This window comes from Pseudanabaena sp. lw0831, from assembly GCF_016584665.1.
Classification (GTDB): domain Bacteria; phylum Cyanobacteriota; class Cyanobacteriia; order Pseudanabaenales; family Pseudanabaenaceae; genus Pseudanabaena.
Genome location: NZ_BBJB01000074.1, coordinates 23,702 through 37,471 on the forward strand (window position 1 = coordinate 23,702; position 13,770 = coordinate 37,471).

Consider the following 13,770-nt stretch of genomic DNA (forward strand, 5'->3'; position numbering starts at 1 on the left):
TGATTATTTTCTATTATGCGGAAGTTTGTAATGATTGATAGGGCTGGATCAAGATCTCAGCGGGGATTCCTAGCTCTCGGTTTAACTTTCTAATCATTTCTAGAGTTAGACAAAACTTACGAGATAATACATCAGCCGATCTAGCTCGACCACCAAGACAAGCATCCAAATCATGTTGTGACCAGCCGCGAGTATCCATATAGTATTGAATTGCCTCAATCGGATCAGGAATTTCTATAGGAAAATGCAATCTTTCGTAGGCTTCAGCTAAGGTGCTGAGAATATCTAAGCGATCGCATTCAGCAGTATCAGGAGCAGCATCAAATAAAGATTCAATCTCTTGTAAAACTTGTTGATAGTCTGCTTCAGTCCTAATAGGACGTAATTGCATACATTTACCTCTATGAGAATACTAATTAAATTGTTGCCGCATCTACTTTGTCATATTCGGCGTGAGTGCCAATAAATTTGATAAACACGATGCCAATATCATAACGAATTGCTACTATTAATCGATAGTTGTTGCCTTTGATGTTAAAAACTACACGATTGTTAGCAATAATACTGACGTTGCGATGCTCGGCTTTTATATCGGCTGGACTTTGCCAATTAGCATGGGATGCTTCGTAATACCAAGTTTTTAAAGCTTCTTCAACATCTCGATGGGATTCCCAAAAATCTCGTAAAGTGCTGCGGGATATAATACGCATTAAATTTGTGTTTAGTTCAGTGTTTTACCTGTTGACGCACCTGAGTTCCTTCTCTAAAATACTATCTTAATTTTCTAGATTTACGCTTTACCGATTAACCGATCGCGCAGCAACTTAATTTTGTCGCGAAAGGCAGCAGCTTGCTCAAACTCTTGTTTTTTGGCAGCATCTTTCATCTGCGATTCCAGTTCTCCTATTAAAGAGGGAATATCATCAAGGGGAATCTCTTTGGCATTGTTGACGACATATTCAAGCTGGCGTTCATTGAGGCGGCGCGATACCGAGAGAAAGTCTAAGATCGAGTTGCCTTCAATGGATTTGACAATTGAGGTTGGGGTAATCTGATTATCTTGGTTATACTTGGTTTGAATACGGCGGCGGCGCTCAGTTTCGGAAATGGCTTTTTCCATGCTGTTCGTCATGCGATCGGCATACATAATTACCTGTCCTGCAATATTTCGTGCTGCTCTACCAATGGTTTGAATCAGCGATCGCTCTGCTCTTAAGAAGCCCTCTTTGTCCGCGTCCAAAATTGCTACTAGCGAAACTTCTGGTAAATCTAAACCTTCACGCAATAGATTCACTCCAATCAATACGTCAAATGTCCCTCTGCGTAGATCTTGCAGAATCTCAATCCGTTCAATCGATTTAATGTCTGAATGTAGATAGCGGACTAAAAGATTTCGCTCTTGAAAATATGTAGTCAAATCCTCAGCCATCTTCTTTGTCAGAGTTGTGATTAGGACTCGTTCCTTACGCTTAATCCGTTCTTGAATCTCATGATAGAGGTCGTCCACTTGCCCCTCGGTCGGACGCACAAATATTTCGGGATCGATAACGCCAGTTGGTCTAATAATTTGTTCGACAACTTGTTCTGAAACTTCCATTTCCCAATCCCCTGGAGTCGCAGAAACAAAAATGCATTGCTTGACCATCCCCCAAAACTCATCAGCTTTGAGTGGTCGGTTGTCCGCAGCGCTAGGCAAGCGAAAGCCATGATCGATTAAGGTCATCTTTCTGGCGCGATCGCCATTATACATTCCGCGAATTTGAGGAATAGAGACATGAGACTCATCCACAATTAGCAACCAATCATCTTTGGGAAAGTAATCTACTAAACACGCTGGCGATTCACCAGCTTGACGACCTGCTAAATGGCGCGAATAGTTTTCGACTCCATTACAAAAGCCAACTTCCTGCAATAGTTCCAAATCATATTTTGTACGTTGTTCTAACCGTTGAGCTTCGAGTAATTTCCCTGCATTAGTCAGTTCTTCAAGTCTTGCTTCCATCTCTTCTTTGATTTCCGCACAGGCTATCTCTAAGCGATCGGCTGGGGTGACAAAGTGACGCGCAGGATAAATATTCAAAGCTTCTAAACTTTGCAAAATCTCGCCAGTAACTGGATCAACATAACGAATTGCTTCGATCTGATCACCAAAAAACTCGATCCGAATTGTGCGATCTTCGTAGGCTGGCCCAATTTCTAAAATGTCACCCTTGACGCGAAATTTACCGCGTCCCATTTCGATATCATTGCGCTCGTACTGCACATTGGTTAGCGATCGCAATAATTCTCGCTGGTCATATTCCACACCTACACCCAAGGGTATTGAAGCTTTGAGATATTCTTCAGGAATACCCAAACCATAGATACAGCTTACCGAGGCAACCACAATTACGTCCTTGCGCTCAAAGAGCGATCGCGTGGCTGAATGTCGCAGCATATCGATCTCATCGTTAATCGAAGCGGTTTTCTCGATGTAGGTATCCGTTACTGGGATATAGGCTTCAGGTTGGTAGTAATCGTAATAACTGATGAAGTATTCGACAGCATTATTAGGAAAGAATTCGCGCAATTCGTTACAAAGCTGCGCCGCTAAGGTTTTGTTATGGGCAAGTACCAAAGTTGGCTTTTGATATTGGGCGATCGCATTGGCTACGGTCATGGTTTTGCCTGTCCCCGTCGCACCCAAAAGTGTCTGATACCGCAATCCTTTTTGTAATCCGTCAAATAATTGGGCGATCGCTTTGGGTTGATCGGCGGTGGGCGGCCAAGGGGTACGAATGTCAAACAATGCCATGAGCTTAGAAGATATTGCGAAAGGGATCAAAATTAGCGATCTCTATCATATCAAACCCAAATTCAGGAGGTCTAAACCAAAAATCGTAAAGCGCCGCTTCACGATTTTTGGTTTTAATTAGTAAGGTGGGAATTGCCCACCCTACTTTATGATTTTTTGGCTTTAAGAAAAGCTATATAATTTAAGTCACAGCGCAAAGCGCTGTAGTTCACATTCTTGCTAAGGAGTTGTATATGCTAGACAAGCGCGACTATACCCTAATCATCGATAAAAGTGGAAGCATGTCAAACACTGACAGAGGCACTAACAAAAGTCGGTGGGAAATTGTCAAGGAATCGACGCTTGCCCTTGCTCGTAAATGCGATCAGTTAGATCCAGACGGGATTACAGTATATTTATTTTCAGGAAAGTTTAAGCGATTTGACAATGTTTCAGCCGCCAAGGTTGAGCAAATCTTTCAAGAAAATGATCCGATGGGTGGCACTAATCTAACCGCAGTTTTGCAAGATGCAATTAATCAGTTTTTTCAGCGTAAAAAGGCTGGTCAAGCGAAGGGCGGCGAAACAATTTTAGTGATTACCGATGGAGAACCTGATGATCGCCGTTCTGTGTTTGAAGTCATTATCGAGGCTACGCGCCGTATGAATTCTGATGAAGAACTAGCAATCTCCTTTATTCAGGTTGGTTCCGACGCTAGTGCAACTGATTTTCTCAAAGCGCTAGATGACAAGTTGCAGAGCATCGGAGCGAATTTTGACATTGTGGATACGATTACACTTAGTGATATGGAAGATATGACACTTGCGGAAGTGTTACTGAGCGCGATTAGTGATTAGGCTATTAGCTATTAGCTATTGGTTTCTCACAAATGATTAATACAAACAAATTTATAGATATAAACAAACCAAATGGAATCTCTTGAGTCCATTCTTTCGGATCTTCAGGGCAAATACAAAGATCCAGAAATTAGTAAGCAGGGTAAAGATGACAAGACAACTGCTGAGCTAACCAGTCAAGGCAATAGCTTGCCGATCGCATTAGCACCTAATTCATTGGATAGTTTGTTAAATGATTTGCGAAGTAATTCATCAAGTAATTTGCAAAGTAATTCACAAAACTATGTGCCTGATTACCGATCTCCACAGGTAACGCCCGAAGTTACCCCTAATCAGACTTCACCTGTCATCGATCGCGCGATCGATCGCGATATGCAGCAGATTGCTAATCAGCAAAAAGCCAAAGATCATGAGGCGATCGCAAAAACTGCATCTGAATGGTTGAAAAAGCTCGATCCGCTTGGTGGTGAAGGTTTATGGTTTGAGGAGTTTGCCAAAAACTATCCTTCTCGGTTAGAAGCAGCGATCGCTTTACTCCAATCCAAATAATTATAAAAAAACAGTTTTATATGGCGCGGCGAAGCCGCGCCATATAAAACTAAATCGAAAGAACCATTGCTATGTTGCACGACTAAGCCGTGCAACATACAGCTAAATCGCAGGAACCTAATTTATGAACATTTATCGTCTAGCCGTTTTAAGTGACAACTACGTTTTTGTCTTGCATGATCCTGCTAGTAATACTGCCGCAGTGGTTGATCCTGCTGTACCTGAACCTGTTCTTGCCAAATTAGAAGAAGTAGGCGCAAATTTAGTTGCCATTTTTAATACCCATCATCACAGCGATCATGTGGGTGGTAATAATGCTCTCATTAAAAAATTCCCTGATGCAATCGTTTATGGTGGTGAAAAAGACCGCGATCGCATTCCCCATCAGCAAGTTTTCTTAAAAGGTGGCGATCGCGTTACTTTTGGCGATCGAGAAGCTCAGGTGTTTTTTGTCCCTGGTCATACATATGCTCACATTGCCTATTACTTCGCGCCTGTGAGCGACCAAGGTGGTGAATTATTCTGTGGAGACACTTTGTTTGCAGGGGGTTGTGGCAGGCTGTTTGAAGGGACTCCTGCGGAAATGCTTACCTCACTGAATCAATTGCGTCAACTGCCCGACGATACTCGCGTCTGGTGCGCTCATGAGTATACGCTTGGCAATCTCAAGTTTGCTCTGACTGTAGATAGTGATAATCATGATTTACAAGAGCGGATGACTACCGCAACCGCAATGCGACAAAGAGGCGAAGCAACTGTGCCAACTACGATTGGACTAGAAAAGCGGACTAATCCATTTATGCGCTGGGATTTTCCTGCAATTCAGCGATCGGCTGGTATTGAGATTCCCGATCGCGTATTTGCCAGAATTCGCGGTAAAAAAGATAATTTTTAGAAAATATCAAATTCTGAATCGCGGATTTTACGGATTAAAGGATTTCACTGATTTGTGAATCCAAACAAAAAGGAGTGCAACGCACTCCTTTTTGTTTGTGGATATTGAAATCTGTGAAATCCAATAATCCTTTTAATCTGTGATTGGGACTGGGGTGCAAGGATTCGAACCTCGGAATGTCTGGACCAAAACCAGATGCCTTACCACTTGGCGACACCCCAACAATGGCTTGATACTTATTGTGATGCGTTTTACAAATTTCTTTGTTTGCGCGGTATTTACTATACCAAAGTCTCCTAGGGTTTTGTCAACCCATTTGCCAAAAAATCTTTTTGACAATCAAAACCCTAATTATCTAAAACTACAGAATCTTTGGATAGAGCAACTTGGATCTTGCAAAAACCCTCAATATGACTGCAAAAATCCTCAATGTGACGCTCAGCCCATGCTTGCCCACTACTCAATGGCGTATCAAACCCATTCGCAAAAACATGCACAAGTGGATCGCCTGCGTCGGGCAATACTAAAACCCAATCGCGATCGCTATAAAGAACCTTCACTCCATCGATCAGCTCTATTTTTTCGCGCCCGTAGGATTCGACTAAATGACGCATGAGTGTACCTTTGATGCTCCAAGGGCAACGCACGATCTGTTTGCGAAAATGGCAACGGGGCAAATGTAACCGCACTTGTGAGAGCGATCGCTTTTGTAGCGTGATCCATTCCATAATCTTGGCAATACTAAACATCGCATCAAAACCAGGGTGAAGTTGCGGAAAAATAAATCCCATTTCTGCTGAACCACCTAGCACTACATCCTCATGACTATGGCAAGTCGCCATCAAAGCAGTTGGATTAGCACGAGTGCGAATTACTCTACCACCATGCTTTTCAGCAATCAGTTCCACCATGCCCGAAGCCGAAACTGGAACGACTATCGTACCGCCACCTTGCGACTTCAGTACCATTTCCACCATTAATCCAGTTAACACTTCATCGCGAATAGATTTACCTAACTCATCAATCAAGATGAACTTTTCACCATTTGCATAGACCTGTACGCCAAAATTTGCTCGCACTGCCTTGACCACATCGGTTAGTTGAGTCAACATTTTTTCGCGATCGGCAGGTGTAGGAGCAATTTCATTGAGGCTTGCATTGAGAACTACGACATCAGTACTAAATTTGCCTAATATTCTCGGTAAAACTGCACCTGACACTGCATACACATAGTCAATAACGATTTTTTTGCAGTCACTAAACCTGATTGCCTCAACATCAATATTTTTGGCAAAGCCGCTATTGTAATAATCTAAAACGCGAGTGGGATAACTAATTTCACCAATTTCTTCAATTCTTGCCCTGCGAAAATCTTCTTTAAAAAATGTACCTTCAATCTTTTTCTCTGCGGATTTGTTTATATTGATCCCATCAGCATCAAGGAACTCAATCATCACGCAATCATTGCGATCGGGATGCACGCGAACATGGATACCACCGACAACGCCTAGACTGGGGGCAATAAATCGCACGATTGGGATCGCTGTATCCTCAAGGTTTTCTACGTTAATTCCCACAGACATTAATCCAGAAATCAGCGATCGCGTTAGCATTCGACAAATTGTGCGTTGATCTCGCGAAACCATCACATGGGAATTGGGGCGTAGAGTTGCCCCATAGGCTGCACCAAGCTTCACAGCAAATTCGGGAGTTATATCGACATTGGCTAAGCCAGACACGCTATATTGCCCAAACAAATTGCGTGATGCCATTGCCCCCCAAATCAAGTTTGTGGTTAGAGTTGCGCCTGCCTCCACATGTTTGCTTGGCCAAATTCGCACATTCGGGAAAACTCTTGCCTCTTCCCCGATGACTGAGTTGGAGCCAACCACAGCGCCCTCCATCACATGAGCGCGGCGACTAATGCGAGCATTGCGGGAAATCGTGCAGGCCCAAAGGTGACATTCTTCGCTAATCATGGCGCTATTGCCAATAATCGGACGCTGGAGATCGCAATCTGTGCCAATCGTGACGCGATCGCCGATGATCGTACCTGCGGAAATTTTGGTGCGATCGCCGATCGAGCAATTACTCCCAATCAGCACAGGTGGCTCAATCTGAACGGTGGGCGAAATAACTGTATGTTTGCCAATCCACAAGCCTGTACGTAACTGCACGTAGTCCAGATCTAAGTGAACTCGCCCTCTGATTGCATCATACTGAGCTTGCCGATAAGCATCTAAGGAGCCAATATCGCACCAGTAACCACTGGCGATATAGCCATACATCGGCACATTTTTAGACAGCAAAAGCGGAAACAGATCTGTAGAAAAGTCGCTTGGTTCGTTAGTTGGCAAAAAATCTAAAACTTCAGGCTCAAAAATGTAAATCCCTGTATTGACCGTATCGGAAAAAACTTCGCTCGTTGATGGTTTTTCCAAAAATCTTTGAATGCGATCCTGCTCATCTGTAATTACTACCCCAAAAGCCATAGGATCGCTCACTCGGCGCAAAATCAAGGTAGCCTGTGATTTTTTGGCTCGATGAAATTTGATCGCGGCGGTGAGATCAAAGTCAGTAATACTATCGCCACTAATGACTATGAAAGTACTATCTAAAAGACTTTCGACATTTTTGACGCAGCCTGCGGTTCCTAGTGGTTGATCTTCTTCAACCACGTACATCATATTGACGCCAAAATCCGAGCCATCGCCAAAATGTTCGCGAATTACATCGGGTAAGTAATGCAAGGTGGCAATTACTTCTCTAATGCCGTGACGCTTAAGTAAATTAAGAATATGTTCGGTAATGGGACGATTTAGCACCGATACCATCGGTTTTGGCATATCACAAGTAAGTGGGCGTAATCTCGTTCCTGAACCGCCTGCCATCAATACCGCTCGCATAGATCCTCGCAAACGTCAACACGTAATAGGATTAAGCTCTAGTATCGTTCAAATTTGCGATAAAGTAATGAAAATAAACCTTAATCCTGAAGCAGATCCCCAAACAAAAATTATTGTGGCGTTGGATGTCCCATCTGCTAACGAAGCCCTAAATTTATGCGATCGCTTGCCCCAAGTAAGTTTCTGGAAAGTTGGACTAGAGCTATTTATCGCCGATGGGAGTACAATTTTGCGCGAACTGAAGGCAAGGAATAAAAAGATATTTCTAGATTTAAAGCTCCATGACATTCCCAATACAGTTGCTTCAGCTTGTCGAGTTGCTACAAAATATGGTGCGGATTTCCTAACAATTCACGCTTCGGGTGGTAAAGCCATGATGCAAGCTGCTCAAGCTGAAGTCCAAGACTCATCAACGCAACTTTTAGCGGTCTCGTTGTTAACCAGCATTTCTAGCGTCGAATTACAGTCTGATTTACTAGTACCACTAGAAATTCCCGAATATGTCGCTAAATTGGTGCTTTTAGCCAAAGAGAGTGGACTCAAGGGTGCGGTCTGTTCGCCGCATGAGGTGGCTAAGTTGAGATCGCTACTTGGCAATGATTTTTGCTTTGTTACTCCTGGGGTTCGTCCCGCAGGAGCCGCAGTTGGCGATCAAACACGAGTGATGACTCCCAAAGATGCGATCGCCGCAGGTGCTAATTATTTAGTAATTGGTAGACCAATTACGGCTGCACCTGATCCTGTGGCTGCTTGGGATCAAATTTGCAAAGATTTTTTGTAGTCACCAATGCTGTACCCACAAGTGCTACATCAATGTATTGGGGCTTATATCTAAACCTTGTCACTATGAGTTAGTATCCAACAGCTAAGCGAACTTACTTAAGATTGCGATCGCAAATTCATTGAATTTCAACCAAATAAATCATGAAAAAACTAAGCTCTATTATCCTTGCCGCCTCTGTCCTATTTGGTTCAGGTTTAGTTTGGAAGACTATGCCAGCTTTTAGTGCTCCAAGTGCAGATGTCCACATCAAGGGTGCTGTTAAGGCTGAAGCAGAAATTTCACCAGAGACATTGGTTCAAAAGTTGAATTTGACTGCCGACCAAAAACAAAAGGCTTTCAAGATCTTTACTGAAAGCAACAAAAAAATTGCTCTATACCTCACTCCTGAACAGCGCAAAAAACTAGAAGCTGGATTAAAGGCAAAGCAAGGATTTGGAGCTACTCTCCAAAGTTTAAATTTGAGTGCCGATCAAAAGAAAAAGATTGGGGCTGTGATATTGGAGCGTCGCAATCAGTTTGTAGGTATTCTGACTGCTGAACAGAAGAAGAAATTTGAAGCATTAGCTCCTATCAAGAAGTAATACTAATTCTCGATCAAACGCGAACCAATAAACCCCTCAAAAATGTTGCTAAGCAACATTTTTGAGGGGTTTATTGGTTCGCGTTTTGGATTTTCAAAATGGCGTTACCATTTTGAAAATCGGTATAAATTGCATCGCACAAAAGACTCTCTTTGCGAGTCTTTTACATTTCTAAATTGAGTGTTGTTGTAATTGCTCAAGAGACACAATTTTTAAAGCTGCTTCATGAGTGGCGGCAAGATCTACAGGCGGGGCAACACCTGCTTCTAGTGCTTCTTTCCATCGCGAAGCACACAAACACCAGCGATCGCCTGTCTTTAGCCCTGCAAAACTAAACATCGGCGCAGGTGTGCCCAAATCGTTACCTTGAGATTTGGTATAGGCAAGAAACTCATCAGTGACTTCGGCGCAAATAACATGTACGCCCAAATCGCGATCGCCTGTTTGGCAAAATCCGTCGCGATAAAATCCTGTTACTGGTGATGAGCAACATAGCTCTAGATTTTCGCCCAAAACATTTTTGATTATTGCCATAATTTTTGATATTCCGCTTCCGTAGCAAGATCGAGAGTGTTTTCGACGCGATCTAAAAAGACTTTTCCTTCGAGATGATCGTATTCATGTTGAAAGATTCTTGCTACAAAATCAGTTAGTTTGGTGACTTTGCGATCGCCTTGCCGATCTGTATATTCAACTTCGATTTCGAGATCGCGTGGGACGAGCCCCCGAATCATTGGCACTGAGAGGCAACCTTCCCAGTCTTTTTCAGTTTGTCCTGAATACGCAATAATTTGGGGATTAATCATTGCCATTGGTTCCATTTGTGGCGCATGAGGATAGCGCTGATTGGGGTGTGAGGCAACGATGACTAATTGGAGCGATCGCCCAATTTGCGGAGCGGCTAGACCTACGCCCTTGCTTTCTTTGAGAGTAACCAGCATTTCGTCAATCAGATTCTGAATTTCGCGATCGCGTACATCTGCAATCGGTTGGGCAATCTCCCTCAAAGCTGGATTGCCAAGCTGATAAACAGTAAGTTTTTGAGATTTTTGATTAAATATTTTATTTAGCGATCGGGCAAACATGAGGTTAGTTACCAGTGGCAGTTATCACATACGAATAATTTTTATAAAACTTGCGAAGCAAGTTTTATAAAAATTATTCGGGTTTTAATGGATTTGCTTCGTATGCAAGAATATCGATCAAAGCATCAGCTTCGGCAACCGATAGACGTGCTTTTTGGTACTCATCTTCAAACTTAGCATTGGCTGTTGTGTATCCCTGCATGATCATAATCGCAAAATATTCACGTTTAGTCATTCCTTCAATAAGGCTATCTGTATCTCGGTTATAACCAATCGGAAATGCGCTATCACTGCGTCTGGTTGCCATATATTGTTTTCCTAACAAAATATCAAGGCATATTTTAGCATCAACAATGTGAACCGTAAGGGCAATTCATGAATTGCCCTTACGGTTCATTGCATTACCTTACCAAGACACGAGTTCAGGAAATTTACGGGCTAGCTCAGTAATTGCAGGACAAATTGGGGCATTTTCAGTGCGATTTTCTAAGGTGTTCCAACTGAATGGCGCTGACTGAGCAGCCGATAGCCACAAAAGTCTTTTGGCGCGGGTCATGCCGACATAGAGCAGACGAAACTCCTCGGCTTGTTTGAGGTAATTGCATTGCTTCCATGCTTCTTCAGCATTGGGAAGGCGATCGCTATGGACGATCGCTCTAATCTGCGCCCGCGTTACTTCAGGCAAGCCAAAATCGCCTAAGAACTTTACAGACTCAGGAATATAAGCTTCCCCTGGGCAAATACGTTTATGCAGAAAAGGCATGAATACCACATCCCAATCTAGCCCTTTAGATTTATGCAAACTGATCAGCGTTACTTGTCCACCAGTCATATATCGCCCTTCCAGATTTTCATCTTCGACCGCTTCAAAGTTTTCCGATTCGACAATTTCTCGTAGCGATTCGATCACAGTTTGCATCGAATAACTGCCCACAAGTTGCTGATTGAGGCGATCGCCTAATTTGTCCGCCGTTGCTAATAGCCCTGCCTCTTCGTCATAGAGGGTAAACGCAACAAAGGGAATCAGGTTATATAGCGGAAGTTCGATTTTAGCGCGAAGTAAGCCGATACATTTTGCTTGAGATTCCTGAGCGAGTTGCGATATTGCAGGATCTAACAAGGTTGGATAGAGAAACTTTTCGGGATTACTGGCGAGGGCATTGAGATCCTGTTGCGATGAAATTTTTTGGCGATCCTTGAGAACTTCTAGCGCTGCTTTGAGATTGTCAGGCGAATGGGGACGCTCCATAAATTGCAAAATCGCCAACATATCCATTGGGACTCGCGATCGCCGATCGCTTTGTTCGACATCATAGATTTTAATTTCATGCTCTTTTGTTAACCATGCCAAAGACTCGGCAACAAAGCGTCCTTGATTATGCTGACGCACTAAAATCGCCATACTTAATTTGGGATCTTGATCGTGCAATTGTTTAATGCGATCGCCGATCATCGTAATCTCATGCTCGATATCATCGACAGTATTTGGCATATAGATTTCTACACCCTTGCCAATTGGTTCAGGATTCGCATTTTTTTGCGGATCATCCTCATCGACAGGACGAATTCTTTGCATACGAAAAGGATTCTCAATCTTGGCATATTCCGAATGATTGACCCAATGCAACATATAGTTAGCGGCACGCATCACGTTTCTGGTGCTGCGTCCTGCTTGATCGAGAGTCGAGAGTTGAGAATTGATATTACAGCGATCGCAAAATTCATTAAAAAAGCGCGGATCGGCAGGCGTAAATGTGGAGTTAATCGCTTGGTTAGGATCGCCAACGCGCATCAGGTTTTTGCCCTCTCCCCCAGCCCCTCTCCCTCTAGGAGAGGAGAGCAAGAAATCTTGCTCCCCCTCTCCCTTGGGGAGAGGGGGCTGGGGGGTGAGGGAATTCTGAGCCAGAATCTCTAACAGCTCTGTTTGCAATGGTGAAGAATCCTGTGCTTCATCTTCAAATACGGCAAAAATCCGTTCTTGCCAATATTTGCGGACACCTTCATTTTTTAATACTCGCAACGCTCCCAAAATCATATCGTCATAGTCGATCGCACCTTCCTGTCGCAACAGTCGCTCATAGGTTTCATAGAGTCCCGCCGCGATCGCTAAAATATCGCCGCCATCGGGTGCTTCGGCTTCCCGTAACTGCGTTGCGCTTAATCCTGAACTTTTAGCCGTTGCGATCGCTTCTCTGGCTAAGCTTGGTAATACATCGGTTCGCAATACTGTCTGTCGCCGCAAGCGTTCCGTATCTTCGCCATCAAAGTTTTTGCCTTCTAGCAATAGGTCATACAATTTGGGATTCTCTTTTACCCAAATATTTGTGGCATTGCGAATTAATTTCTGCTTGAGGGATTCGGAAATAATCTTGGTTTCGCCTAAGCCAAATCCCGACAGCTCGCGATGGGTACTGGCGATGTTGTAAGCCAGGCTATGCAATGTGCTAACTGTGAAGGAACTTTGCGGTAGTCGTAGATTTTTGAGATGCTCGGATACTTTTTTGCGAATGTTGCTTACTGCCGATCGCGTAAACGTGACGATGACTAGTTGCTTTTGGCGATGCAGATTAAAATTTGCGATCGCGATCGCGGCGGCTACTGCCATGCCTGTTGATTTGCCTGCCCCTGGGACTGCGGACACTGCTAGTTCGCCACCTTGCCAATCCGCCATTGTTTGCTGTCCTTTGCGGAGGGTTTTGCGTAATTCATGGAGAGCGTCAGGGGCGACCATAGCAACTTTGGCTGATGTACATCAAGCATTTTATAGCAAGCTGGGAAAGGCTAAGTAGTTAAGCAAAATTAATTACATATTTTGAACCAAACTCTCGAAGAACTTTTTCAACATATGAGACTAAACTTTCCCAAGATTCATATGCATTTAGTTCAATCCACTCATATTTCATAAACCGCCATAAAATTTCAATCAAGTTTAACTGGGGACTATAAGGAGGCAACAGAAAAATCTCGACTTGCTGACTTTTCCACTCCTCCAGTTTTTCATTAATCATTTGACTGGTGTGAATAGAGGCTTTATCCATAACAATCACAGTAGGCTTGGTAGATTGGCGAGCAAAGTCATCAATACAAGCGAGAATGACTGCACTGGTGATACTACGTTCAAAAACATAAGCAGATAAGTCATTGTTTCGATTCATCAACCCCACGACATTTAACCGCTTACTACGTTGACTGGGTAGGCTTAAACCCAGTCCTTTCTCTTGCCAAGCATAGGGAATCGGTGGAGTCAAAGAAAAGCCACTTTCATCAAGATATCGCAAATCGATTTTGCCCTGCATTTCCTGTTCAAGCAATTCGGTGAGTTGTTGCTGTTTCTCTCTAT

At 43.4% G+C, this 13,770-nt stretch carries 14 protein-coding genes and 1 tRNA gene; 5 read left to right on the plus strand and 10 right to left on the minus strand.

The genetic code is table 11. The annotated features are described in order from the left end of the window. Nucleotides 1-13: 13 nt before the first annotated feature. The 3 genes from APA_RS15685 to uvrB all read right to left on the minus strand — a co-directional run bounded on the left by APA_RS15685 (nucleotide 14) and on the right by uvrB (nucleotide 2,794). Nucleotides 14-391 carry a type II toxin-antitoxin system HigA family antitoxin gene (locus APA_RS15685; RefSeq protein ID WP_201323205.1) on the minus strand — a complete coding sequence of 126 codons (378 nt, stop codon included), beginning with the start codon at nucleotides 389-391 and terminating at the stop codon, nucleotides 14-16. Nucleotides 392-416: 25 nt separating this feature from the next. After that, a complete protein-coding gene (locus APA_RS15690; RefSeq protein WP_201323206.1) occupies nucleotides 417-710 on the minus strand; it encodes a type II toxin-antitoxin system HigB family toxin in 294 nt (97 codons plus the stop codon). Between the two features lie 80 nt (nucleotides 711-790). After that, the gene (gene uvrB, locus APA_RS15695) at nucleotides 791-2,794 is read right to left on the minus strand and encodes an excinuclease ABC subunit UvrB (RefSeq protein ID WP_201323207.1); all 2,004 of its coding nucleotides are present in this window, start codon (nucleotides 2,792-2,794) and stop codon (nucleotides 791-793) included. Between the two features lie 233 nt (nucleotides 2,795-3,027). On the opposite strand from uvrB, the gene APA_RS15700 reads away from it, so the two are divergent. From APA_RS15700 to gloB, 3 genes are all read left to right on the plus strand, one after another. Then, on the plus strand, nucleotides 3,028-3,630 hold the full coding sequence (locus tag APA_RS15700; protein WP_201323208.1) for a VWA domain-containing protein: 603 nt from the start codon (nucleotides 3,028-3,030) through the stop codon (nucleotides 3,628-3,630). 72 nt (nucleotides 3,631-3,702) lie between these two features. Further along, complete coding sequence (locus APA_RS15705; protein WP_201323209.1) at nucleotides 3,703-4,179, plus strand: salt stress protein, Slr1339 family; 477 nt, start codon at nucleotides 3,703-3,705, stop codon at nucleotides 4,177-4,179. A 124-nt stretch (nucleotides 4,180-4,303) separates the two neighbouring features. Then, nucleotides 4,304-5,074 carry a hydroxyacylglutathione hydrolase gene (gloB, locus tag APA_RS15710; RefSeq protein ID WP_201323210.1) on the plus strand — a complete coding sequence of 257 codons (771 nt, stop codon included), beginning with the start codon at nucleotides 4,304-4,306 and terminating at the stop codon, nucleotides 5,072-5,074. Nucleotides 5,075-5,223: 149 nt separating this feature from the next. On the opposite strand, the gene APA_RS15715 is transcribed toward gloB, so the two are convergent. Both APA_RS15715 and APA_RS15720 read right to left on the minus strand, forming a co-directional pair. Further along, nucleotides 5,224-5,295, minus strand: a tRNA-Gln gene (locus APA_RS15715). A gap of 126 nt (nucleotides 5,296-5,421) precedes the next feature. After that, the gene (locus APA_RS15720; RefSeq protein WP_201323211.1) at nucleotides 5,422-7,980 is read right to left on the minus strand and encodes a mannose-1-phosphate guanyltransferase; all 2,559 of its coding nucleotides are present in this window, start codon (nucleotides 7,978-7,980) and stop codon (nucleotides 5,422-5,424) included. Nucleotides 7,981-8,047: 67 nt separating this feature from the next. On the opposite strand from APA_RS15720, the gene pyrF reads away from it, so the two are divergent. Both pyrF and APA_RS15730 read left to right on the plus strand, forming a co-directional pair. After that, nucleotides 8,048-8,761, plus strand: a complete 714-nt coding sequence (gene pyrF, locus APA_RS15725; protein WP_201323212.1) for an orotidine-5'-phosphate decarboxylase — start codon at nucleotides 8,048-8,050, stop codon at nucleotides 8,759-8,761. A gap of 143 nt (nucleotides 8,762-8,904) precedes the next feature. Beyond that, nucleotides 8,905-9,345, plus strand: a complete 441-nt coding sequence (locus APA_RS15730; protein ID WP_201323213.1) for a hypothetical protein — start codon at nucleotides 8,905-8,907, stop codon at nucleotides 9,343-9,345. Nucleotides 9,346-9,516: 171 nt separating this feature from the next. On the opposite strand, the gene APA_RS15735 is transcribed toward APA_RS15730, so the two are convergent. The 5 genes from APA_RS15735 to APA_RS15755 all read right to left on the minus strand — a co-directional run. After that, the gene (locus APA_RS15735) at nucleotides 9,517-9,879 is read right to left on the minus strand and encodes a DUF2237 family protein (RefSeq protein ID WP_201323214.1); all 363 of its coding nucleotides are present in this window, start codon (nucleotides 9,877-9,879) and stop codon (nucleotides 9,517-9,519) included. After that, on the minus strand, nucleotides 9,870-10,430 hold the full coding sequence (gene def / locus APA_RS15740) for a peptide deformylase (protein WP_201323215.1): 561 nt from the start codon (nucleotides 10,428-10,430) through the stop codon (nucleotides 9,870-9,872). Before def ends, APA_RS15735 begins: the two co-directional genes overlap by 10 nt. Before the next feature lie 73 nt (nucleotides 10,431-10,503). After that, on the minus strand, nucleotides 10,504-10,737 hold the full coding sequence (locus tag APA_RS15745) for a hypothetical protein (protein ID WP_103666827.1): 234 nt from the start codon (nucleotides 10,735-10,737) through the stop codon (nucleotides 10,504-10,506). 99 nt (nucleotides 10,738-10,836) lie between these two features. Then, nucleotides 10,837-13,161, minus strand: a complete 2,325-nt coding sequence (locus tag APA_RS15750) for an ATP-dependent helicase (RefSeq protein WP_201323216.1) — start codon at nucleotides 13,159-13,161, stop codon at nucleotides 10,837-10,839. A 58-nt stretch (nucleotides 13,162-13,219) separates the two neighbouring features. Continuing rightward, on the minus strand, nucleotides 13,220-13,770 hold a 551-nt coding region (locus tag APA_RS15755; RefSeq protein WP_201320743.1), incomplete at its 5' end, for an IS630 family transposase.

What these genes read in the sequence shown, in the direction of transcription:
- def (WP_201323215.1), bottom strand. Translation starts at nt 10,430, where the DNA reads ATGTTTGCCCGATCGCTAAATAAAATATTTAATCAAAAATCTCAAAAA.
- APA_RS15750 (WP_201323216.1), bottom strand. Translation starts at nt 13,161, where the DNA reads ATGGTCGCCCCTGACGCTCTCCATGAATTACGCAAAACCCTCCGCAAA.
- uvrB (WP_201323207.1), bottom strand. Translation starts at nt 2,794, where the DNA reads ATGGCATTGTTTGACATTCGTACCCCTTGGCCGCCCACCGCCGATCAA.
- gloB (WP_201323210.1), top strand. Translation starts at nt 4,304, where the DNA reads ATGAACATTTATCGTCTAGCCGTTTTAAGTGACAACTACGTTTTTGTC.
- APA_RS15720 (WP_201323211.1), bottom strand. Translation starts at nt 7,980, where the DNA reads ATGCGAGCGGTATTGATGGCAGGCGGTTCAGGAACGAGATTACGCCCA.
- pyrF (WP_201323212.1), top strand. Translation starts at nt 8,048, where the DNA reads ATGAAAATAAACCTTAATCCTGAAGCAGATCCCCAAACAAAAATTATT.
- APA_RS15690 (WP_201323206.1), bottom strand. Translation starts at nt 710, where the DNA reads ATGCGTATTATATCCCGCAGCACTTTACGAGATTTTTGGGAATCCCAT.
- APA_RS15735 (WP_201323214.1), bottom strand. Translation starts at nt 9,879, where the DNA reads ATGGCAATAATCAAAAATGTTTTGGGCGAAAATCTAGAGCTATGTTGC.
- APA_RS15685 (WP_201323205.1), bottom strand. Translation starts at nt 391, where the DNA reads ATGCAATTACGTCCTATTAGGACTGAAGCAGACTATCAACAAGTTTTA.
- APA_RS15705 (WP_201323209.1), top strand. Translation starts at nt 3,703, where the DNA reads ATGGAATCTCTTGAGTCCATTCTTTCGGATCTTCAGGGCAAATACAAA.
- APA_RS15730 (WP_201323213.1), top strand. Translation starts at nt 8,905, where the DNA reads ATGAAAAAACTAAGCTCTATTATCCTTGCCGCCTCTGTCCTATTTGGT.
- APA_RS15745 (WP_103666827.1), bottom strand. Translation starts at nt 10,737, where the DNA reads ATGGCAACCAGACGCAGTGATAGCGCATTTCCGATTGGTTATAACCGA.
- APA_RS15700 (WP_201323208.1), top strand. Translation starts at nt 3,028, where the DNA reads ATGCTAGACAAGCGCGACTATACCCTAATCATCGATAAAAGTGGAAGC.